Source organism: Mesorhizobium sp. BR115XR7A (assembly GCF_020165315.1).
Lineage (GTDB): Bacteria > Pseudomonadota > Alphaproteobacteria > Rhizobiales > Rhizobiaceae > Mesorhizobium > Mesorhizobium australicum.
This window is the reverse complement of sequence record NZ_JAIUHW010000016.1, coordinates 100,331-121,253: the sequence shown is the minus strand read 5'-3', so window position 1 is coordinate 121,253 and position 20,923 is coordinate 100,331. Positions and strand designations below refer to the sequence as shown.

The 20,923-nt window shown below is 64.7% G+C and carries 17 protein-coding genes; 6 read left to right on the top strand and 11 right to left on the bottom strand.

All coding sequences use genetic code 11. The features are described 5' to 3' along the window. Window positions 1-145 precede the first annotated feature (145 nt). From LB557_RS27790 to LB557_RS27760, 7 genes are all read right to left on the bottom strand, one after another. A complete protein-coding gene (locus LB557_RS27790; RefSeq protein ID WP_224642069.1) occupies window positions 146-1,090 on the bottom strand; it encodes an acetamidase/formamidase family protein in 945 nt (314 codons plus the stop codon). After that, window positions 1,080-2,723, bottom strand: coding sequence for an ABC transporter substrate-binding protein (locus LB557_RS27785; protein ID WP_224642067.1), 1,644 nt, complete (start codon window positions 2,721-2,723; stop codon window positions 1,080-1,082). The genes LB557_RS27790 and LB557_RS27785 overlap by 11 nt, the downstream gene beginning before the upstream one ends. A gap of 51 nt (window positions 2,724-2,774) precedes the next feature. After that, a complete protein-coding gene (locus LB557_RS27780) occupies window positions 2,775-3,695 on the bottom strand; it encodes an ABC transporter permease (RefSeq protein WP_140660257.1) in 921 nt (306 codons plus the stop codon). After that, window positions 3,692-4,597 carry an ABC transporter permease gene (locus LB557_RS27775; RefSeq protein ID WP_224642065.1) on the bottom strand — a complete coding sequence of 302 codons (906 nt, stop codon included), beginning with the start codon at window positions 4,595-4,597 and terminating at the stop codon, window positions 3,692-3,694. The genes LB557_RS27780 and LB557_RS27775 overlap by 4 nt, the downstream gene beginning before the upstream one ends. Continuing rightward, the gene (locus LB557_RS27770; RefSeq protein ID WP_224642063.1) at window positions 4,575-5,222 is read right to left on the bottom strand and encodes an ANTAR domain-containing response regulator; all 648 of its coding nucleotides are present in this window, start codon (window positions 5,220-5,222) and stop codon (window positions 4,575-4,577) included. The genes LB557_RS27775 and LB557_RS27770 overlap by 23 nt, the downstream gene beginning before the upstream one ends. Further along, window positions 5,219-6,313 (bottom strand): transporter substrate-binding protein, encoded by a 1,095-nt coding sequence (locus LB557_RS27765; protein ID WP_140660260.1) that lies wholly within the window; start codon window positions 6,311-6,313, stop codon window positions 5,219-5,221. The genes LB557_RS27770 and LB557_RS27765 overlap by 4 nt, the downstream gene beginning before the upstream one ends. A 195-nt stretch (window positions 6,314-6,508) precedes the next feature. Further along, entirely contained in the window at window positions 6,509-6,991 is a 483-nt protein-coding gene (locus tag LB557_RS27760; RefSeq protein ID WP_224642061.1) for a hypothetical protein, read from the bottom strand. Between the two features lie 463 nt (window positions 6,992-7,454). On the opposite strand from LB557_RS27760, the gene LB557_RS27755 reads away from it, so the two are divergent. From LB557_RS27755 to LB557_RS27745, 3 genes are all read left to right on the top strand, one after another. Further along, window positions 7,455-8,309, top strand: a complete 855-nt coding sequence (locus LB557_RS27755; protein WP_140711903.1) for a MetQ/NlpA family lipoprotein — start codon at window positions 7,455-7,457, stop codon at window positions 8,307-8,309. An 82-nt stretch (window positions 8,310-8,391) separates the two neighbouring features. After that, the gene (locus tag LB557_RS27750; RefSeq protein ID WP_224642060.1) at window positions 8,392-9,474 is read left to right on the top strand and encodes a methionine ABC transporter ATP-binding protein; all 1,083 of its coding nucleotides are present in this window, start codon (window positions 8,392-8,394) and stop codon (window positions 9,472-9,474) included. Beyond that, window positions 9,455-10,111 carry a methionine ABC transporter permease gene (locus tag LB557_RS27745; RefSeq protein WP_140660263.1) on the top strand — a complete coding sequence of 219 codons (657 nt, stop codon included), beginning with the start codon at window positions 9,455-9,457 and terminating at the stop codon, window positions 10,109-10,111. Before LB557_RS27750 ends, LB557_RS27745 begins: the two co-directional genes overlap by 20 nt. A 103-nt stretch (window positions 10,112-10,214) precedes the next feature. Here LB557_RS27745 and LB557_RS27740 read toward each other — a convergent pair whose 3' ends face one another. The 4 genes from LB557_RS27740 to LB557_RS27725 form a co-directional block, all read right to left on the bottom strand. Next, window positions 10,215-11,345, bottom strand: coding sequence for an aminomethyltransferase family protein (locus LB557_RS27740; RefSeq protein WP_318013381.1), 1,131 nt, complete (start codon window positions 11,343-11,345; stop codon window positions 10,215-10,217). A 54-nt stretch (window positions 11,346-11,399) separates the two neighbouring features. Next, window positions 11,400-12,176, bottom strand: a complete 777-nt coding sequence (locus LB557_RS27735; protein ID WP_224586854.1) for an ABC transporter substrate-binding protein — start codon at window positions 12,174-12,176, stop codon at window positions 11,400-11,402. A 107-nt stretch (window positions 12,177-12,283) separates the two neighbouring features. Continuing rightward, window positions 12,284-13,993 carry a hydantoinase B/oxoprolinase family protein gene (locus tag LB557_RS27730; RefSeq protein WP_224642056.1) on the bottom strand — a complete coding sequence of 570 codons (1,710 nt, stop codon included), beginning with the start codon at window positions 13,991-13,993 and terminating at the stop codon, window positions 12,284-12,286. Window position 13,994: 1 nt separating this feature from the next. After that, complete coding sequence (locus LB557_RS27725) at window positions 13,995-16,079, bottom strand: hydantoinase/oxoprolinase family protein (protein ID WP_224642055.1); 2,085 nt, start codon at window positions 16,077-16,079, stop codon at window positions 13,995-13,997. A 219-nt stretch (window positions 16,080-16,298) separates the two neighbouring features. On the opposite strand from LB557_RS27725, the gene LB557_RS27720 reads away from it, so the two are divergent. The 3 genes from LB557_RS27720 (at window position 16,299) to LB557_RS27710 (ending at window position 20,825) form a co-directional block, all read left to right on the top strand. After that, window positions 16,299-17,126, top strand: a complete 828-nt coding sequence (locus LB557_RS27720) for a ferredoxin--NADP reductase (RefSeq protein WP_140711915.1) — start codon at window positions 16,299-16,301, stop codon at window positions 17,124-17,126. A gap of 211 nt (window positions 17,127-17,337) precedes the next feature. After that, entirely contained in the window at window positions 17,338-18,384 is a 1,047-nt protein-coding gene (gene deoC, locus LB557_RS27715) for a deoxyribose-phosphate aldolase (RefSeq protein ID WP_224524898.1), read from the top strand. Window positions 18,385-18,452: 68 nt separating this feature from the next. Continuing rightward, window positions 18,453-20,825 carry an aldehyde dehydrogenase family protein gene (locus tag LB557_RS27710; protein ID WP_224642053.1) on the top strand — a complete coding sequence of 791 codons (2,373 nt, stop codon included), beginning with the start codon at window positions 18,453-18,455 and terminating at the stop codon, window positions 20,823-20,825. Window positions 20,826-20,923: the final 98 nt, after the last annotated feature.

The window sequence follows — 20,923 nt, the reverse complement described above, 5'->3', positions numbered from 1 at the left end:
CCCCGCACGGGGGGAGATTGGCAGTTCCCACGCCCCGCCTCTCTTCCAACGGTGACGATTGGCGAAAGCCCAAGCGCGATCCGATCTCCCCCCTTGCGGGGGAGATGGCCGGCAGGCCAGAGGGGGGTGCCTAGACGCTGACCTGTCATTCAAACACGCAGCGCGGGAAGTAGAACGACACCACCCAGTTGGGCATGTCGACGATCTCGCTGATGCGCAGGTCGCCGCAGACCGAGGCCAGCATGTAGGCTTCGACCGGGTCGATCTGGTAGCGGCCGGCGAGCAGGTCGACCATCTGCGCCACGGCCTCCTTCGCGCCCGCCATCAGGTCCGGCCCGATCCCCGTCGTCACCTCATAGCCCTTGGCATCGAGATGGCGGGTCACCGGACCGGGCGTGGTGAAGCGCGGCGTTTTCAGCCGCGCATCTTTCACCAGGTCGAGTTTCAGCACCACGTTCATCGGGCTTTCGATCGCCGTGCCGCAGACCTCGCCGTCGCCTTGCGCGGCATGCGTGTCGCCGACCGAGAACAGCGCGCCCGCCACCTCAACCGGCAGATAGAGCGTGGTGCCGGCGGCGAGATCGCGGATGTCGAGATTGCCGCCGACGCGGCGCGGCGGCACCACCGAGTGATGGCCCATTTCGGCCGGCGCGTTGCCGATGGTGCCGGCGAATGGCTTTAGCGGCACGCGGGCGTTTTTGCCAAACAATGCCGGCTCCAGCGAGGCGGCATCGTATTTCCAGATGTTGAGCGCCGGCTCCTGGAAATCGTCGGCGAGCAGGCCGAAACCGGGAATGTTCGCCGTCCAGCCGAAGCCGGACGGTTTGAACATCTCGATCGTCACCTTCAGCGCGTCACCCGGCTCGGCGCCCTCGACGAAGATCGGCCCGGTGACCGGGTTGATCTGGCCAAAGTCGAGCTTGGCGATGTCGGCGACGGTGCTGCCGGGCTGCAACTGGCCGCCCGAGGAATCGAGGCACTGGAACTCGATGATCGAGCCGGGCGCCACCCGCTCGGCCGGGACAAAGGAATTGTCCCAGCCGAAATGGTGATGGCGCCCGTGGATGGTGTAATCGCAGTTATTGCACATCTTTTACGTACACATTGTCATAGTTGATCGGGATATGGACCGGGTCGACATAGAGGTTGTCGGCGCCGCCCATGCGCGCCGATTTCATGGTGAAGCGCTGTTCGTTGAAGACCGGCGCCCAGGGGGCGTCCTCCATCACCTTGTCGTAGATGGCGCTCCACATCTTGTCGCGCTCGGCGGCCTTGGCCGGGTCGACCACCGAATCGGCCTCGGCCGCCTTGGCGTCGAGATCCTTGTTGCAATACCACGACCAGTTCCAGCCGCCCGGTACCGCACCGGCGCAGCCGAGGATCGGGCCGTAGAAGTTGGACGGATCCGGGAAGTCGGCGATCCAGGCCATGCCGCCCGACCAGATCATCGGCGCGCCGGCCTTGTCGCCGCCGGCGGCGATGACGTTGGCCTGGGCCAGCGACTGGATGCTGGCCTTGATGCCGATGGCCGCCAGGTCCTGCTGAATCGCCTGGGCGATGCGCGGGTTGGGGTCGGTGTTCATGGCGAACAATTGCGTGTCGAAGCCATCGGGATGACCGGCCTCGGCCAGCAGCGCCTTGGCCTTGGCGACGTCATAGGGGTAGCCCTTGTACGCCTTGTCGTAGCCGGGCATCGACGGCGGCAGCGGCTGGTTGGCCGGCACGGCGCGGCCGTTGATGATCTGGATGATGCGCGCCTTGTTGAGCGCCATGTTGACAGCCTGTCGCACCTTCACATTGTCGAACGGCGCCATGGTTGTGTTCATGGTGACATAGCCGGTGTGCAGCTGGCCTCCTTCGACGACACGCGCCTTCTGCTCGGGATCGGCCATCACCTCCTGGAATTTGGCCGGCGGAATGCCGTCGCCAGGCACGTCGATCTCGCCCTTCTGCAGGCGCAGCAGCGCCACGATCGGCTCCTGGCCGATCTCGAAGGTGATCTTGTCGAGATGCGGCAGGCCCTTGTGCCAATAGTCCGCGTTTCGTTCGAACACGATGCGCTGGCCAAGCGTCCATTCCGCCAGCTTGAAGGCGCCGGTGCCGACCGGATGCTTGCCGAAATCGGCGCCGTATTTCTCGACCTCTTCCTTCGGCACGACATGGGAAAAGTTGATGGCCATGACATGCAGGAAGGTGGCGTCCGGGCGGGTCAGCTCGAACTTGACCGTGTAGGGGTCGACGACGGTGACGCCGGACAGCGTCTCGGCCTTGCCGGCGGCGACATCGTCATAGCCCTTGATCGAGCCGAAGAAGCCGGCGCCGGGGCTCTGCGTCTTCGGATTGGTGACGCGGTCCAGCGAATATTTCACGTCTTCGGCGGTCATCTCGCGGCCATTGTGGAACTTCACGCCATGGCGCAGCTTGAAGGTAAAGGTCTTGCCGTCGGGCGAAATCTCGTAGCTCTCGGCGAGGTCGGGCTTGAGGTTGGTGGTGCCGGGCTCGTAGTCCATCAAGCCGTCGAACAGGCTCTTGATCATCGACCAGTTCTGCCAGTCATAGCCGATGGCCGGGTCGAGGGTCGCGACGTCGTCCTTGTAGGTGATGGTGACGGCGCCGCCCTGCTTGGCGTTCGGGTCGACGGTGTCCTCGGCGCGGGCGCTTGTCATGCCGAGCATCAGCGCCAGCGCCGATGCCGCGACGGTCGATGCGAGAAACTTCTTCATTGTCCTGTTCCCTTTCTCTGTTTGTTTTCTGGTTTCATCTGAGTTTGATGCTCATCTCAGTTTGATACGGGGGTCGATGAAGGGCGCGATGATGTCGGCCAGGAGATTGCCGAGCACGATTGCGAAGGCCGAGACCAGCGTGACGCCCATGATGATGGGGATGTCGACGCGCTGGATGGCTTGCCAGGCGAGCTGGCCGATGCCGGGCCAGCCGAACACGCTTTCGACCACGACGATGCCGCCCATGAAGATGCCGATGTCGATGCCGATCATGGCGACGACCGGCAGGATGGCGTTGGGCAGCGCATGGCGGAAGATGATGGCGCCCCGAGCCAGGCCCTTGGCACGCGCGGTGCGGACGTAATCCTGGCGCAGCACGTCGATCATCGACGAGCGCATCATGCGCGCATACCAGCCGGCGCCGAGGATGCCCATGGTGAGCGACGGCAGCACGAGATGGCGCCATGTGCCATAGCCGCCGATCGGGAACCAGCTCAATCTGACCGCGAAGACATAGAGCAGCAGCAGGCCGACGACGAATTGCGGCGCCGAGACGCCGATGAAGGAGGCGACCATCAGGGTCTGGTCGGTGGCGGTGCCGCGCTTGACGGCGGCGATCAGGCCCATCGAGAGGCCGATCAGCAGCTCGCACAGGATGGCGCCGACCATCAGCAGCAGGCTCGCCGGCAGCCGCGAGACGATGAGTTCGGTCACCTCCGAGCGCTGGATGTAGGAGCGGCCGAGATCGCCGCTGACGAGCCTCGTCAGATAATGCCAGTACTGGACGACGAAGGGCTGGTCGAGGCCGAGCTGCTGGCGGATGTTCTCGACCGTCTGCGGCGTGGCGCTGCGGCCGGCGATCTGGCGCACCGGGTCGGCGGGCAGGAGATAGAGCAGCGCGAAGGTGATCAGCGAGACGCCGAGCAGGATGAGCAGCGACTGGATCAGCCGGCGGCCGAGATAAGCGATCATGCCCGGCCCCTTTGCGTCGGATCGAGAATGTCGCGCAGCGCGTCGCCGATCAGGTTGAAGGCCAGCGCCAGGGCCAGGATCGCGGCGCCGGGGAAGAACACCAGCCAGGGTGCCGCCTGGAAATAGGTCTGGTTCTCGAAGATGATATTGCCCCATGACGCCGTCGGCGGCTGCACGCCGATGCCGAGGAAGGAGAGCGTGGCCTCGAGCAGCACCGTGGTCGAGATGCCGAGCGTGCCCCAGACGATGATGGTCGGCAGGAGATGCGGCAGGATGTGGCGAAACAGGATGCGCGGCGCGCCGGCCCCGATGGTGCGTTCGGCATCGATGAACTCGCGTTCGGCGAGTGACGAGGTCTCGGTGTAGACGACGCGGGCGGTCTGCACCCAGTTGACCAGCGCGATGACCATGGCGACGATCCACAGGCTCGGCTGGAACACCGCCGCCAGGCAGATGGCGAGCAGCAGCGCCGGAAACGCCATCATCAAATCGGTGAAGCGCATCAGCGCGCCGCCGATCCAGCCGCGGAAATAGCCGGCGGTGACGCCGACCAGCGTGCCGATCAAAAGCGCGACGCCGTTGGCGACGATGCCGATGATCAGCGAGGTGCGCGCGCCGTAGAGGATGCGGGTCAACAGGTCACGCCCGAGCAGGTCGGTGCCCAGCCAGAATTTCGCGCTCGGCGGCAGAGGCGAGCCCTCGATGGTGAGACCGTCGAACATCTGTTCGTTGGGATCGTAGCCGGTCAGCCATGGCGCCAGGATCGCACCGGCAACGACAATGGCGACGATAACCAGGCCGAGCAGCGCCAGGCGGCGCTTGACCAGCCGGCGCCAGACACCGGCGCGCGGTCTGGCCGGCATGCGCCCTGCCATGAGATCAGGCGCGATGGGGTTGGTCATCGCCGCTCTCATCTCCGATGTGGTCTTCCCCGGTCTTGGCTTCCCCGGTCTTGGCTTCCTCCATCATCGCCACGATCCGGCGCGCGGCGTCCTCGACGCTGATCTGCCAGCTCATCGCCAGCGAGCGCAGCTGTGCATAGGCGCGGTCGTCGTCGCCGCCTTTCGACAAAGCCGAGACAGCCCGCACGACGGTCTGGCGTTCGGCGACCCGCTGGCGCAATGCGGCAATTTCGCCGGCTAAATGTTTTCTCGCCTCGAAACTCTGGCGCGCGATCAGCAGCGCGCTGTAGACCCCGGCATTGCCGACCGGCTTCAGGAGCTGGGCGTCGGCCTTGTGCGACAGCGCCCATTCGATGCGGCCCGGCGCCTCCGAACCGATCAGCGCCACCAGCGGCATCGGCGCCTCGCCCGGCTTCCAGGGAAATTGTTCGTCGAAGCCGAGATCGGCGTCGAAGAAGACGAAGTCGGCGGCCAGCGCCTCCGGCGCCAGTTCCGGCCAGCAATCCACGGTGACAAGGCCGATGGCCGACAACTGCCTGGTGATCGCCTGCATCGTCGGGTGCGGGCGATGCAGGACAAAGGCCCTGGCGCCGCCGAGATTGGGGATGCGCGGGGTTCTGGTCACGACACCACCCGCAAGCGTGGCCGGCCGAATGTCTTTGCGGGGTCGTAGCGCGACAGGTACGGGTCCGGCGCGACCTCGTGCTGCCGGCTGACGACTTCGAAATAGCCGTCCGCGATCCGGCCGATGATGACAGGCAGCGTGGCGTGCTGGGAATGGGCGTCGATGGCGATCGGGCCGAGCCGCGTGGAGAAGCGCCGCTCGGCGAAGGCCTTGGAAAATTCGGCCGGGCCGGCGTCGGGATCGCGCGACAGCACGTCGGCCATTACCTGCACCGAAGCATAGGCGGAGGCTTCGAAGGACGACGCGAAGGCGGCCGGCCGCGGCGCGAAATACGGTCCGACCGACAGATGACCCTTGCCCGTTTCGCCGATCGCCGGCAGTTCGCCTTCGGTCAGGTTGCAGGAGATCACTGGGCAAGATTCAGGACTGAAAGCCGCATCCTCGCCCGCCAGATCACGATAGGCCGCCAGGAAGGCATAGGACGAGGTGCCGATCAGGTTGTTGAGGATGAAGTTCGGTCGCGTCGCGCGTATCTCGGCGATCAGCCGCGACACGTCGGTCTCGCCGATGCGCAGATAGCGCTCGCCCAGCACCTTGCCGCCGGCATCGGCGATGAGGTCGCGCGCAACACGGTTCATCTCCCAGCCCCAGATGTAGTTCGACCCGAGCAGGAAACCGTTGGCGCCGAAGCGCGGCACGACATGGGCCATAAGCGGCACCAGATGCTGGTTGGGGCAAGCATGCATATAGACGACATGCTCATTGGCCTCGAAGCCCTCATAGGGGCAGGCGTACCAGAGCATGCCACCCGCCTTCTCCAGCACAGGGATGGTCTCCTTGCGGCTCCAGGAAGTGACGCAGCCGACGACATGGCGTGCACCGCTGGTCCTGAAGATGTCTTCGCACAGCGTCGCGTAACGGTCGGCATTGCTTTGCGGGTCGCGCTCGACCGGCACCAGTTCGATGCCTGAGCTCCTGTCGGCGTTGATGTCGGCGATCGCGCGCATGGCGCCCATCCGGCACGCGTCGGAGACGAGCTGATAGCTTCCCGAGCGGGAATAGAGGATGCCGATCTCGATGCGCCGTTTCAAACCGATCCCCAAAATGACAATGCCCCGCAGCCAGCGCCGCAAGGGCGAGGCATACGAGGCATATTTGCCGCCCGGCGATCAGAGCCGGTATTTTGCCCTAGCGTATTCGGTCCGGCGGGTCAGTCAAGCCCTCAACGCCATCCACGTCAAACACCGAGTGTCGGGCCATCGCCGGTCCCGCGAAATCCGCTGCCGCTATTTGGCCGCCGGCCTGTGTTGGCGGGCATAGGTCACGCAGGCATCCACGGTGCTGACACAAAGCGCGTCGCGCTTGTTCGGCAGGTTGTTGTCGCCGGCGTAGGCAACTTCGGCGACACGGCCGCCGACCATGCGGACCTGCGTGTCGCAGTAACCGCCGGGAGCGACATTGACGGAACCGCCGACCGTCGGGATCGCCCCCACGGCCAGGGCAGGAACGACGACGCTGAGATTGCCGCGCTGGACGACGCGCTTATAGGTCCAGATCTGCCCGGACTGGCCGACATCCGCTGTGGCGGTCGGAAATCCCGCGCACATTCGAACATCGGCTTCGCTGAGGCCGACCATCTCCTTGCGTGCCGCGGCCGCCGTGGGATCGACCTTGGCGATGCGCGACGTGTCGTCGGGAACGACGCAGGAGGACTGGATGACGACGATGAGGCCGGAAAGGGCAAGCTTTCGAATGCAGGAAAATGTCATACCGATTATTGAGATCGCGTGGCGCCCGGCCGCCCTCTCTACCTAGGCAAGCCGGCGGTCGGATCAACCCGCGCAGCTTCACGAAAAAGTGGCTGAGCAAGCCGCAAAGCTTTTTGACTTCGCCGTGGATGACCCGGCAGCCAACGAGGGCCGTCTATCATTTTCGGGCGATGTCCTCGAAGCTCAATCGAACCGCATGAGATATTGCGCAGCCGGTCGGCAGAGGCGGGCTCGTTGAAAACTTGACTGCCTTCCCGACATCTCCGGATGGCGGCGCGGCGCCGTCATGGTCGACCCGGCGGCGTCCTGTGCTCACATCCCTGAGTTTTTTGAGAGAATATTCCCGGCTTTGCCGAGAACGGCGAAACACGTTCTTTGATAAAATCAGTAGAATTTCTGACGATGTGAACAAGCCTCGGCAATCCGCCTTGCTGCCATGACTTCACAATCGCAGAGATCAATCATGTCCGATCCCAACAACACTTTGCCCTCTTCCCCACGGTCACCCCTCACCCGCCGCAGCGGCCTCGCTCTGCTGTTCGCGTCGGCCGTCGCGATCGGCAGCCTGATGGCGCCGCATGCGTCCTTGGCCGAGGACAAGAAGGCGATCAAGGTCGGCATCATCAGCGGCGAGGACGAGGATGTTTGGCGTGTCGTCGTCGCGCAAGCAGCCGAAAAGGGCCTCAGCATCGAGACCGTGGTGTTCAACGACTACACCCAGCCCAACGAGGCGCTGGAGCGCGGCGAGATCGACGCCAACGCCTTTCAGCACCAGCCCTATCTCGACAATCAGATCAAGACGCAGGGCTACCACATCGTGCGTGTCGGCTATACCGGCGTGTGGCCGATCGGCCTCTACTCCAAGAAGTACACCAAGGTTGCCGATCTGCCGGAGGGCGCGGTGATCGGCGTGCCGAACGACCCGTCCAACGAAGGCCGGGCGCTGCGCGTGCTGCAGAATGAGGGCGTGATCAAGCTCAGGGATGGCACCGGCATTCTCGCCACCACCGCCGACATCGCCGAAAATGCGAAAAAGGTCGAGATCAAGGAGTTGGATGCCGGCATCGTCGGCCGCTCGGTCGAGGATCTCGACGCCGCCGTGGTTAACACCGACTGGGCGCTGAAGAGCGGCCTGACGCCGGAGAACCGCATCGCTCAGGAGCCGATCGCGGACAATCCGTACCGCAACTTCATCGCGGTCAAGGTCGGCAATGAAAACGAGGCCTGGGTGAAGACGCTGGTCGCGTCCTACCAGAACGAGGCTGTGAAGGCCGAGTTCGACAAGGTCTACAAGGGCACCGGCCTCAGCGCCTATTGAGTTATGCGGGCACCGACGTGCCTTTGACAGCTTAAGCGGTCCGCGCGATGCGCGGGCTGCGATCGCATTTCGGGACCTGCCTATGAACCAGCATTTTATCGCAACCACCGAGGCCGCGGATCAGGCCGCCACGCAGGACGTGGTGCGCCTTGTCGACCTGAAGCGCCGCTTCGGTCAAACGGCGGCGCTCGACGGCATTACCTTGACGGTGCGCAAGGGCGAGGTTCTCGGCATCATCGGCCGCAGCGGTGCTGGCAAGTCCACCCTGATCCGCTGCCTGAACGGACTGGAGCGGCCTGACACCGGCGAGGTGTTCATCGAAGGTCGCGAGATCAGCCGACTTGGCGAGCGCGAGTTGCAGCCGTTGCGGCGGCGCATCGGCATGATCTTCCAGCATTTCAACCTGCTGTCGGCCAAGATCGTCGAGGACAATGTGGCGCTGCCGCTCAAGATCGAGGGCCGGCCGAAGGCGGAGCGGCTGAAGCGGGCGGCGGAGCTGCTCGATCTCGTCGGCCTGTCGGAGAAGGCAAAAGCCTATCCGGCGTCGCTGTCCGGCGGGCAGAAACAGCGCGTTGGCATCGCCCGAGCGCTTGCCGCGCGGCCGGCGCTGCTTCTGTCGGACGAGGCGACCTCGGCACTCGACCCGGAGACGACGCGCTCCATTCTCGCCCTGCTGAAGGATATCAACCGCCAGCTTGGCCTGACCATCCTTTTGATCACCCACGAGATGGAGGTGATCCGCTCGATCGCTGACCGCGTGGCGGTGATCGACGCCGGGCGCATCGTCGAGGAAGGGCCGGTCTGGTCGGTGTTTTCCGATCCGCAATCGGACATCACAAGACGCCTGCTCGGGACCATCCGGCCGCAACTTCCGCCGGAGCTGGCGGCGCGGCTGCTGCCGGCAGCCGGCACCGAAACGGTTCTGCGCGTCGACGTGGCGGGCGACGCGGCGCGCGAGCCGTTGCTGTCCGACCTTGCGGCCGCCGTGCCCGGTCCCTTCCGCCTCGTCCATGGCGGCATCGACCACATCCAGCGGCAGCCGGTCGGAACGCTGTTCCTTTCCGTTCCCGGCAGCGATGCGAGCCATCTCGCGAAAATCATCACATTCCTGAAATCTCGCCAGGCGCGGGTGGAGGTGCTTGGCCATGTCGCCAGTCCTGTTTGAGCTTCTGTTGCGATCGATCTGGGAGACGGTGCTGATGACGGCCGCCTCCGGCCTGATCTCGCTGGTGTTCGGCCTGCCGCTCGGGCTGGCCCTGATTGCCACCGAACGCGGCGGCATCGCGGAAAACCCCTGGGTGAACCGCGTGCTCGGCGCCGTGATCAACGGCTTCCGCTCGGTGCCGTTCATCATCCTTCTGGTGGCGCTGATCCCGGTGACGCGGCTGATCGTCGGCACATCGATCGGCACATGGGCGGCCATCGTGCCGCTGTCGATCGCCGCCACGCCCTACTATGCGCGGATCGCCGAAGTGTCATTGCGCGAGGTCGACCACGGACTGATCGAGGCGGCGCGCGCCATGGGCGGCAATCGCTGGACGATCATCCGCGAAGTGCTGGTGCCCGAGGCGCTCCCCGGCATCGTTGCCGGCTTCACCGTGACGCTGGTGACGCTGGTCGGCGCCTCGGCGATGGCAGGAGCCATCGGTGCCGGCGGCCTCGGCGACCTTGCCATCCGTTACGGCTACCAGCGCTTCGAGACGTCGGTGATGGTCGCCGTGGTGATCGTGCTGATCATCCTGGTCTGCGGCATCCAGTGGGTGGGTGACCGGCTGGTGGCGAGGCTGGATCGGCGGGGATAGTGAGCCGGCTGGTATTCAGGGCCGACCATGAGCTTCTCATGGAGCGTCGGCGATGGTCACCATAAGTAATTTGAGAACCACAACGATTTTCAGCCAAGCCGCGCTAGCCCCTCAGCCTCGCCCCTTCCGGGTCGAAGAACGGCATCGGCACCACCACCGCGCGGGTCGGTTTGCCGTCAATATCGATGCTAAGTTCCGTGCCTATGGCCGTGAAGGGCAATCGCAAATGCGCTGTCGCCAGCACCTTGCCCAGGGAATAGCCGTGGTCGCTGTAGGTGACCACGCCGGCGTCCTCGCCGTCGACCATCACCCGTGCATCCGTCGCGGACGGCTTGTCGCCGTCGAGGATCAGCCCGGTCCAGCGCTCGTCGAGGCTCTTGTCGCGCAGCTCGAGCAGCGCGTCCCGGCCGATGAAATCGCCCTTATCGAACTTGATCCAGCGGTCGAGGCCGACATGGAACGGCGTGCGCGTCTCGTCCATGTCGATGCCGTGCGCCGGATAGGCCTTTTCCAGGCCGAGCGTGAACATGGCCAGCACGCCATAGGGTTTCAAGCCGAAAGCTTGGCCAGTGCGCATCAGCGCGTCCCAAACCGAGGTCGCCTCGTCGGCCGGCACGAACAGCTCGAAGCCGAGTTCGCCGGTCACGCCTGTACGGGAGATCAGGACCCGCGTTCCGTTGATATGGCCTGATGTGAAGGCCCAGCGCTTCAATCCGTCGAGATCGGCGTCCGAAATCATCGCCTTCAGGAGATCGCGCGAGCGCGGGCCCTGGATGGTGGGGAAGGCGACGGCGGCCGTGATGTCGGTGACATAGGCCCTGCGCCCTTGCGCATGATGCTGGAGCCAGGGCAGCATCTTGAGGCGGTTGACCGAACCGGTGACCAGCATGAAATGCTCCGCGCCCAGCCGGAACACGGTGAGGTCGTCCATGATGCCGCCGTCCTCCCGACAGACGGTGGAATAGCGTACTTGGCCCGGCTTCATCGCCGCGGCGTCATTGACAATGACATGGTTGACCAGCGCCTCCGCGTCGGCACCCTTGATGTCCATCTTGCCCATGGTGCTGAGGTCCTGCACGCCGACATTTTTACGCGTATTCAAATGTTCGTCGGCGATGCCGGAATAATGTTTGGCCGAGATGAAATCGCCGCCGACCCGACCCATGGTCGCACCCAGCCCAACGATGCTGCTGTAGAAGGGGGAGCGCCGCTCAGCCACGAAAATCTCCATCATTCATAAAAAATCGGCAGCGCCGGGTGGCGCCGCCGAGCTCGATTGGTACCGGGATCAACTCCCGTAGACGTCGAATGAAAAATACTTGTCGTTGATTTCCTTGTACTTTCCGTTGGCGCGCAGCGCGTCGATTGCCGCGTTGAACTTGTCGGCCAATTCCTTGTTGCCCTTCTGCAGCGCAATGCCGACCCCCGGGCCGTGAATGGCCGGATCGGCCGTCAGCGCGCCGAGCAGCTTGCAGCAGGCGCCGTCGGGCTTCTTCAGCCATTCGGTGAGGATGATCGAGCCGTCCATCATCGCGTCGAGGCGGCCATTGGCCATGTCGGTGCGGGCGTCGTCGCCGGTCGGGTAGGCCTTGACGGTCGAGCCCGAATATTTCTGCTCGGCGAAATTCTGGTGGATGGTGGCGCTCTGCACGCCCAGCACCTTGCCTTTCAGATCGTCGGGCGAGGTGCCCGCGATGGTCGAGTCCTTCGGCACCGCGATGGCCGGCGGCGTCTGGTAGTATTTGTGGGTGAACTCGACCTTTTCAGCCCGCTCGGGCGTGATGGTGATGTTGATGATGGCATCGAACTTGCCGGCCTGCAGCGCCGGAATAGAGCCGTCGAAATCCTGTACGGTGAACTCGCATTCGACCTTCATCTGCGCGCACAGCGCCTTGCCTAGATCGATGTCGAAACCGCCCAGCGTGCCGTCGGCATTGGCGTGGTTGAAGGGCGGGTAGGCACCCTCGGTACCAAGCCTCAGCTTTTTCTCCTGGGCGGAAGCAGCACCGGTTGCGAGCGCAAAAGCTACGGAAGCGGCAAGCACGAAACGACCGAAAAGACGCATGGTCCAGATCTCCATTGACCGGCGAAGTCTACGGGCTTTCATGCTCCCGGCGGAGACGGAAACGACATGTGCCGCGGCGATCACGGCGCGGGGCAGTCCGCGTCCGGTCAGGTTCCTTGTGCGTCGGCCCCGAACAGATCCCTGGCTTGCTCCGTCGTATAATAACCAAGCTGGACGTCCCGTGCGACCAGTTCCGGATCGCGCTCACGCGGATCGCCATAGCCGCCGCCACCCGGCGTGCCGACGCGCACGCGGTCGCCGGCCTTCAGTGGGATGTCCTGCTCCTTGGAGAGGTGCGGCGGCACATGCTCCTCGCCGTTGCGGAACACGGTCACGCTGTTGGGCTCGCCATCCCGACCGCCAAGGGCGCCCTGCGGACCGAAACGGCCATGGTCCATGACAAAGGAGGCGCGCGCCTCGCCGCGCAGGATCTCGACCTCATAGGCGAGGCCAAAACCACCACGATGCTTGCCGGCGCCGCCCGAGCCTTCGCGCAAGGCATAGTGGCGATAGAGCACCGGAAAGGCCTGCTCCATGATCTCGACCGGCGGCGACTTGGAAATGCCGATGGTCGAGCAGCCATTGGTCAGGCCGTCATGCCCCGAATTGCCGCCATAGCCGCCGCCGGATATCTGGTACATGACGTAGTCGCGGCCGCGCGCCGGATCGTTGCCGCCGAGCGCGAAATTGCCGCTGGAGCCGGCCGGCGCCGCGGTCACCTTGTCGGGCAGCGCCTGCACCATCGCCGCGAACACCGCCTCGGCGATGCGCTGCGAGACCTCGGCGGCGCACCCGGAGACCGGGCGCGGATACTTTGCGTCGAGGAAAGTGCCTTCCGGCCGCTTGACCTCGAGCGGCTCGAAGGCGCCGGCGCTGATCGGCACATCCGGAAAGATGTGGCGCATGGCGAGATAGACCGAGGACAGGGTCGTCGCCAGCACGCTGTTCATCGGTCCCGCACAAGGCTTTGACGAACCTGAAAAATCGAAGGTCAGCGTGTCGCCCTTCTTGTCGACTGCGAGCGCTATGGTCAGCGGTTCGTTGACCACCCCGTCGGAATCGACAAAAGCCTTGGAGCGGTAGGTGCCATCGGGAATGGCCGCTATATTGGCGCGCATCTGCTCGGCGGCGCGGCGGCGTAATTCGGCGATCGCCTCGACAACAGTTTCGTCTCCGTAACGATCCAGGATACCTTTGAGCCTGTCCTGGCCGATCAACAGCGCGGCGGCCTGCGCCCGGATGTCGCCGATGCGCTGGTCGGCGACCCTGATGTTGGAGCAGATGATGGCGTAGATTTCAGGGTCGAGCACGCCCTTCTTGAACAGTTTTACCGGCGGCAGCCGCAGACCCTCCTGCTCGACAGCGGTCGCGGATGCGGAGAAGCCGCCGGGCACGGAGCCGCCGATGTCGGGCCAATGGCCGGTGTTCGACAGCCAGCAGAAGATCTTTCCGCCGCGGTAGACCGGCATGGCGAAGCGCACGTCCATCAGATGCGTGCCGCCGAGATAGGGATCGTTGACGATGTAGATGTCGCCCGGCTCCGGGGCCAGGCAGCGGCCGTCGGCAATCATCTCGATCACCGTCCTGGTCGAATATTGCATGACGCCGACAAACACCGGCAGGCCCTGACTGCCCTGCGCGATCAGCGAACCGTCGATGGCGGAATAGATGCCGTCCGAGCGGTCGTTGGCCTCGGCGATCACGGGCGAGAAGGCGGCGCGGGAAAAGGTCAGGTCCATCTCGTCGCAGACCTGCTGCAAAGCGGCCTGGAGAACCGAAAGCGTGATGGCGTCGAGCTTTGCGCTATCCACTGACATGTCAGGCCTCGCCAATGTCGATGATGATGTTGCCGTCTGCATCCGAGCGCGCGCGGTCGCCGGGTTCGAGCACGGTGGTCGCATCCATCTGTTCGAGGATCGCCGGCCCTTCGATGACTGCATCGAGCGGCAGCTTTTCCCTGCTGTAAACCGGCGTGTCGTGCCAACGGCCGGCGTACCAGACCGGTCGGATCTCGCGCCGCGCCCCGTCGAGCGTCCTTGCCCGCCCGGACGGGTCGATCAGCCGCGACAGGTCGATCGCCGGCCGCACGCCGGTGACCGAGGTGTTGAGGTTGACGAGGTTGGCGCGGATTTCCGGCAGCTCGACCTTGAAGCGGGCGAAATAGGCTTTCTCGAACAACGCTTGCAATTGGCTTCGGGTCACCGACGCGGACGGCAGCGGCACGTTGATGATGTGGGTCTGGCCGACGAACTGCATGTCGGCGGAGTGGGTGACGCGGATCGTTTCCGGCTTCACCGCTTCCTTGGCGATCAGCTCTTCGCCTTCGTTCCGGTGCCGTTCCAGTACTTGGTGCAGCTGGCTTTCGTCCAGCACGACCACGGGCTGGTTGATGGTGTTGACGAAGTCATGGCGCAGATCGGCGACGACGCACCCGAGCGCGTTGGTGATGCCGGGCCGCGCCGGCACCAGCACTTTGGGCAGGCCGAGTTCGCGCGCGAGCGCCGTCGCATGCAGCGGCCCGGCGCCGCCGAAGGCGAACAGCGCGAAATCGCGGGGATCATGGCCGCGCGACACCGACACCATGCGGATGGCGCCGGCCATCTTCATGTTGCCGAGCCTGAGGACAGCGCCCGCCGCCTCGACACCCGGCAGCCCGGTTGCCTTGCCGATCCTGTCCTCGAAAATCCTGGTGACGCGCTCCGATGTGACCGGGTTTTCGACGGCGAGCAGCTTCTTCGGCGCCAGCCGGCCGAGCACCAGGTTGGCGTCGGTGATCGTCGGCTCGGTGCCGCCGCGCCCATAGCAGATCGGGCCGGGATTGGCGCCGGCACTTTCCGGGCCGATCTGGATCAGGCCGGCCGCATCGACGCGGGCGATCGAGCCGCCGCCGGCGCCCACCGTATGCACCGCCACCATCGGCACATGGATGGGCATGGCATATTCGATCTCGATCTCGTTCGAGACAGCCGGTTCGGCGTTGCGGATCAGCGCCACGTCGGTCGAGGTGCCGCCCATGTCGTAGGTGACAAGGTTTTCGAAGCCTGCGCGCTTGCCGGTATAGGCGGCGGCGATGACGCCGGAGGCGGGGCCCGACATGACCGTCTTGGCCGATTCACGTGTGACGAAACGGGCCGAGATCATGCCGCCATTGCCGTTCATGATCAGGAAGTCGCGGGCATAGCCCTTGTCGGCCAATTCCTTGCGCAGCCGCTCGACATAGCGCTCCAGGATCGGCTGCACCGAGGCGTTGACCGAGGCCGTCACCCCGCGCTCGAATTCGCGCGCCTCCGACAGCAGCGCATGGCCTGACGTGATGTAGCCGTTCGGCCAGGATTCGGCGGCGATCTCGGCGGCGCGCCGCTCATGCGCAGGGTTGGCATAGGAGTGGAGGAAATGGATGACGAGGGATTCGCAGCCGGCCGCGATGAGCGTCTGTACCGCCTCGCGCATCTCAGCTTCATCGAGCGGCGTGCGCACCGCACCCGACGCCTCGACGCGCTCCGACACTTCGAGGCGCAGGTTGCGCGGAATGATTGGGACGAAGGTTCCGGTCATGCCATAGGGTTGCGGCCGCGTCCGCCGGCCGAGTTCGATCACGTCGCGAAAACCGCGCGTGGTGATCATGCCGGTCTTGGCCAGCCGGCGCTCCAGCACCGCATTGGTGGTGGTGGTCGTGCCATGCACGATGAGGTCGATGCCGTCGATCGGAAAGCCGGTGGCGCCGAGCGCCGAAACCACGCCAAAGGCCTGGTTGTCGACCGTGGTCGGGGTCTTGGCCAGATACACCTTGCCACCGTCCTTGCCATCGATCAGGAGTAGGTCGGTGAAAGTTCCGCCGACATCGATGCCGGCGACGACGCTGCCCAGGGAATCCGGCGGCTGCACCGAAAAATTCTCTTTCATTGTCGAAACCCGAAATGCTGGGACTACGGATATGCCACAGTTTGGAAAGGTGTTTTACGGCGGCATCTTGACGCAAATATCGTTTGTATACTAATAAATTCCGGACACAAGAGCTTACCGCTTCGGTAGCGTGCATGGCACGCCGGAACCTGAATGGTTCGGGCGCGCACGGGAAAGTTTGGCGCCCGCGTCTCTCATCGGGCGAGAAGGTTGGAATCGATGAACACCACGCCCGCGTTCAACACCGCTGAAGCCCGTCCGCTGCAGTTTCCGATTCCGGCCAATGTCTATGCCGAGACCGTCGTCTCGGTGAAACACTATACCGACCGACTGTTCTCGTTCCGCATCACCCGGCCTCAGTCGCTGCGCTTCCGCTCGGGCGAATTCGTCATGATCGGCCTGCCCAATGCCGAGAAGCCGGTGTATCGCGCCTACTCCGTCGCCAGCCCGGCCTGGGACGAAGAGCTGGAATTCTTCTCGATCAAGGTGCCGGATGGCCCGCTGACCTCCGAATTGCAGAAGATCCAGGCCGGCGACACCGTCATCATGCGCCAGAAATCGACCGGCACGCTGGTCGTCGACGCGCTGACCCCCGCCAAGCGCCTGTTCATGATCTCGACCGGGACCGGCATCGCGCCCTTTGCCAGCCTGCTGCGCGATCCCGACACTTACGAGAAGTTCGACCAGCTGATTCTGACCCACACCTGCCGCGACAATGCCGAGCTGATTTACGGCCAGGAACTGGTGGCGGCGCTCGAAAGCGACCCGCTGATCGGCGAGCTGACCACTGGGCGCGTGACGCTCTACAATTCGACGACCCGCGAAGAGTCGGCGCGCATGGGCCGCATCACCGCGCTGATCGGCTCCGGCAAGTTCTACAGCGACCTCGGCATCGAAAAGCTCAATCCCGAAACCGACCGCATCATGATCTGCGGCTCGATGCACATGCTGAAGGACGTCAAGGAGCTCGCCGAAAGCCTCGGCTTCCAGGAAGGTTCGCTCAGCCATCCCTCGAGCTTCGTCGTCGAACGCGCCTTCGTCGGCTGAGGCCAGCGCGTCTCCCAGAAATCTGGTTTTGACCTTCCGGTCAAAAACCAGCTGCTTTCGCGGCCTTTTTCAGCTATCCCTCGCTTGAGGACTCGTGAAGCGCGACTTCGCGGGCTATCTTCGTGCGTGTCGCCCAAAACTGTCGACGGCTTTGGGAGAAGGATGCGCGCGTGAGATATCAAGCGCACGCCGCTGAATGAAAGGGCAGGAGATGAGCAGCACAATCCGCGAAGCCGATCTTGGCACCAAGGTGACGCCGCTGCCCGCGCGCGCCGCCGCCAACACGCCGGTGCCGCTGGACCATCATTTCGCGCGCAATCCCGGCCTGAAACTCGACCTCGGTTTTCTCGAATCGGTACGCAGCGTCAACCGCTCCGCGCTGGAACGCCGCGTCGCCAGTCTGACCAAGCGGCGCTCGATCAAGGCCGACAACCAGGCCGCCTGGCTGCTGCGGGCGATCGCCTGCATGGACCTGACGACGCTCAACTCCAACGACACCGAGGAGCGCGTGCGCCGGCTCTGCGCCAAGGCGATCAACCCGCTGCGCCGCGACATCATGGAAGGCCTCGGCATTGCGGGCGAGACCATCCGGCCCGCCGCCGTCTGCGTCTACCATCCCTTCGTCGCCACGGCCGTGGACGCGGTGCGCGGCACCGGCATCCATGTCGCCGCGGTCTCCACCGCCTTTCCGCATGGGCTGGCGCCGCTGTCGACCCGGTTGCAGGAGATCGAGGCCTCGGTGAAGGACGGCGCCGACGAGATCGATGTCGTCATCCCGCGCGGCCTGGTGTTCGGCGCCAAGTGGCGCGAGCTTTATAATGAAATCGTCTCGATGCGGGCCGCCTGCGGCGACGCGCATCTCAAGGTCATCTTGGGCACCGGCGACCTCGCCACGCTGCGCAACGTCATGCTGGCCTCGATGGTGGCGATGATGGCGGGCGCCGATTTCATCAAGACGTCGACCGGCAAGGAAAGCGTCAATGCCACACTGCCTGTCGGCCTCGCCATGGTGCGCGCCATCAGGGCCTATTTCGAGGAGACAGGCTATCTCATCGGCTTCAAGCCGGCCGGCGGCATTTCGACCGCGAAAGTCTCGCTCGACTGGCTGGTGCTGATGAAGGAAGAGCTCGGCCGTCCATGGCTGGAGCCGGAGCTGTTCCGCTTTGGCGCATCGAGCCTGCTGACCGATATCGAACGTCAGCTCGAGCATCATCTGACCGGGCATTATTCGGCCAATCACCGCCACGCGATGGCTTGAGCACCCCCACCCCGATCGGCTTTGCCGATCGACCCTCCCCACAAGGGGGAGGGTGAAGGAGGAACCTGATGAACGTCCTTGAACGCTATCACGCCATGGAATACGGCCCGGCGCCGGAGGCTCGCAACCAGGCCGATGCATGGCTGGCCGGGCGCGATTTCTCCAAAGCGCTGTTCATCGGTGGCGACTGGAAAGCGGCCGGCGGCGGCAAGACCTTCGACACCAGCGAGCCGTCTTCCGGCAAGCTGCTGGCCAAGGTGTCCGATGCCAATGCCGCCGACATCGACGCGGCGGTTGCGGCCGCCGCAAAGGCGCTGCCGAAATGGAGCGCCAGTTCCGGATACCAGCGCGCGAAAGTGCTCTACGCCATCGGCCGCGCCATGCAGCGCCACCAGCGGCTGTTCGCGGTGCTTGAGACGATCGACAACGGCAAGCCGATCCGCGAAAGCCGCGACATCGACGTGCCGCTGGCGATCCGCCATTTCATTCACCACGCCGGCTGGGCGCAGGCGCTGGACAGGGATTTTCCCGGCCAAAAGGGTGTCGGCGTCGTCGGCCAGATCATCCCGTGGAATTTTCCCCTGCTGATGCTGGCCTGGAAGATCGCGCCGGCGCTTGCGGCGGGCTGTACCGTGGTGCTGAAGCCGGCCGAGTTCACGCCGCTGACGTCAATCCTGTTCGCCGAGATCTGCGAACGCGCCGGCGTGCCGAAAGGCGTCGTCAACATCGTGCAGGGCGGACCGGATGCGGGCGCGGCGATCGTCGATCATCCCGGCATCCAGAAGATCGCCTTCACCGGCTCTTCCGAAGTCGGCAAGATCATCCGCAAGGCCACCGCCGGCTCCGGCAAGAAACTGTCGCTGGAACTTGGCGGCAAGTCGGCCTTCATCGTCTTCGAGGACGCCGATCTCGACAGCGCTGTCGAGGGCCTGGTCGACGGCATCTGGTTCAACCAGGGCCAGGTCTGCTGCGCCGGTTCGCGCCTGCTGGTGCAGGAAGGCATCGCCGATGCCTTGATCGCCAAGGTCAAGACACGGATGAGCCGGCTGCGTGTCGGCAGCCCGCTCGACAAGAACACCGATATCGGCCCGCTGGTCGACCTGACCCAGCTCGACCGGGTCAAGGGACTGATCGCCGAAGGTGCCCGGCAGGGCGCCGTCTGCTGGCAGCCGGATGCAACGCTGCCGTCTTCCGGCTACTATCACCTGCCGACGCTCGCCACCGGTGTTTCGCCGGCTAATATTCTGGCGCAGGAAGAGGTGTTCGGGCCAGTGCTCGCCACCATGACCTTCCGCAACACCGAGGAAGCGATCGAACTCGCCAACAACACGCGCTATGGCCTCGCAGCCTCGGTGTGGAGCGAGAACGTCAACCTGGCGCTCCATGTCGCGCCGCAACTGAAGGCTGGCGTGGTCTGGGTCAACGGCACCAACATGTTCGATGCCGCCTGCGGCTTCGGCGGCTATCGCGAGAGCGGTTTCGGCCGCGAGGGCGGGCGCGAGGGCATGTTCGAATATCTGGCGGCGAAACTGCCGCTCGGCCCGGTCATCAAGCAGGCGACATCGTCGGTGCAGCCCGTGGAACAGGCGGATGGCGTCGCTATCGACCGCACCGCGAAGCTGTTCATCGGCGGCAAGCAGGTGCGGCCGGACGGCAATTACTCGCTTGCCGTCGCCACCGCCAAGGGCAAGCTCGCCGGCGAAGTCGGGCTCGGCAGCCGCAAGGATATCCGCGATGCGGTTTCGGCTGCCCGCGCCTGCAAAAGCTGGCCGGAGGCGACCGCTTATAACAGGTCGCAGGTGCTTTATTACCTGGCCGAGAACCTTTCCGGGCGCGCGGAAGAATTTGCCGCCCGGCTCACCGAACTGACCGGAGCCAGTGCCAAGGCCGCGCGGGACGAGGTGGAGCTCTCGATCGAACGGCTGTTTCTCTATGCCGGCCTCGCCGACAAGTTCGAGGGGCGCGTGCACCAGCCGCCGGCGCGTGCCGTGACGCTGGCGCTGCATGAGCCGGTCGGCGTCGTCGGCATCGTCGCGCCGGACAATCAGCCCCTGCTCGGCTTCATCTCGCTGGTCGCGCCGGCGCTGGCCATGGGCAACACGGTGGTCGCCGTGCCGTCGGAACGGTATCCGTTGCTGGCCACCGATCTCTATCAAGTCATCGAATATTCCGATGTGCCGGCCGGCGCGATCAACATCGTCACCGGACGCACCGCGGAGCTTGCCGGCGTGCTGGCCAGGCACGACGACGTCGACGGGCTCTGGCTGTTCGCCGACGCGGATACCTGCGCCAAGGCGGAGGCCGAGTCCATCGGCAACCTCAAACGCGTCTGGAGCGGCAACGGCCGCAGCCTCGACTGGGCCTCGGAAGAAGCCGCCGGCGACGTTTTTCTGCGCCGTGCCATCGAGGTGAAGAATGTCTGGGTGCCTTACGGCGACTAGAGCATGATGCCGAAAAGTGTGAAGCGGTTTTCGGACGACATCATGCTCTATCCTTTTGATTTAGGGACGGATCCAGATTTCAGGTCGACTCGACCTGA

Bases quoted from the DNA above. Each gene is read 5' to 3' on its own strand.
- LB557_RS27745 (WP_140660263.1), top strand. From the start codon at position 9,455: ATGTCGCCAGTCCTGTTTGAGCTTCTGTTGCGATCGATCTGGGAGACG.
- LB557_RS27720 (WP_140711915.1), top strand. From the start codon at position 16,299: ATGAACACCACGCCCGCGTTCAACACCGCTGAAGCCCGTCCGCTGCAG.
- LB557_RS27760 (WP_224642061.1), bottom strand. From the start codon at position 6,991: ATGACATTTTCCTGCATTCGAAAGCTTGCCCTTTCCGGCCTCATCGTC.
- LB557_RS27725 (WP_224642055.1), bottom strand. From the start codon at position 16,079: ATGAAAGAGAATTTTTCGGTGCAGCCGCCGGATTCCCTGGGCAGCGTC.
- LB557_RS27730 (WP_224642056.1), bottom strand. From the start codon at position 13,993: ATGTCAGTGGATAGCGCAAAGCTCGACGCCATCACGCTTTCGGTTCTC.
- LB557_RS27775 (WP_224642065.1), bottom strand. From the start codon at position 4,597: ATGACCAACCCCATCGCGCCTGATCTCATGGCAGGGCGCATGCCGGCC.
- LB557_RS27710 (WP_224642053.1), top strand. From the start codon at position 18,453: ATGAACGTCCTTGAACGCTATCACGCCATGGAATACGGCCCGGCGCCG.
- LB557_RS27735 (WP_224586854.1), bottom strand. From the start codon at position 12,176: ATGCGTCTTTTCGGTCGTTTCGTGCTTGCCGCTTCCGTAGCTTTTGCG.
- LB557_RS27750 (WP_224642060.1), top strand. From the start codon at position 8,392: ATGAACCAGCATTTTATCGCAACCACCGAGGCCGCGGATCAGGCCGCC.
- LB557_RS27780 (WP_140660257.1), bottom strand. From the start codon at position 3,695: ATGATCGCTTATCTCGGCCGCCGGCTGATCCAGTCGCTGCTCATCCTG.
- LB557_RS27755 (WP_140711903.1), top strand. From the start codon at position 7,455: ATGTCCGATCCCAACAACACTTTGCCCTCTTCCCCACGGTCACCCCTC.
- LB557_RS27785 (WP_224642067.1), bottom strand. From the start codon at position 2,723: ATGAAGAAGTTTCTCGCATCGACCGTCGCGGCATCGGCGCTGGCGCTG.
- LB557_RS27790 (WP_224642069.1), bottom strand. From the start codon at position 1,090: ATGTGCAATAACTGCGATTACACCATCCACGGGCGCCATCACCATTTC.
- LB557_RS27740 (WP_318013381.1), bottom strand. From the start codon at position 11,345: ATGATGGAGATTTTCGTGGCTGAGCGGCGCTCCCCCTTCTACAGCAGC.
- deoC (WP_224524898.1), top strand. From the start codon at position 17,338: ATGAGCAGCACAATCCGCGAAGCCGATCTTGGCACCAAGGTGACGCCG.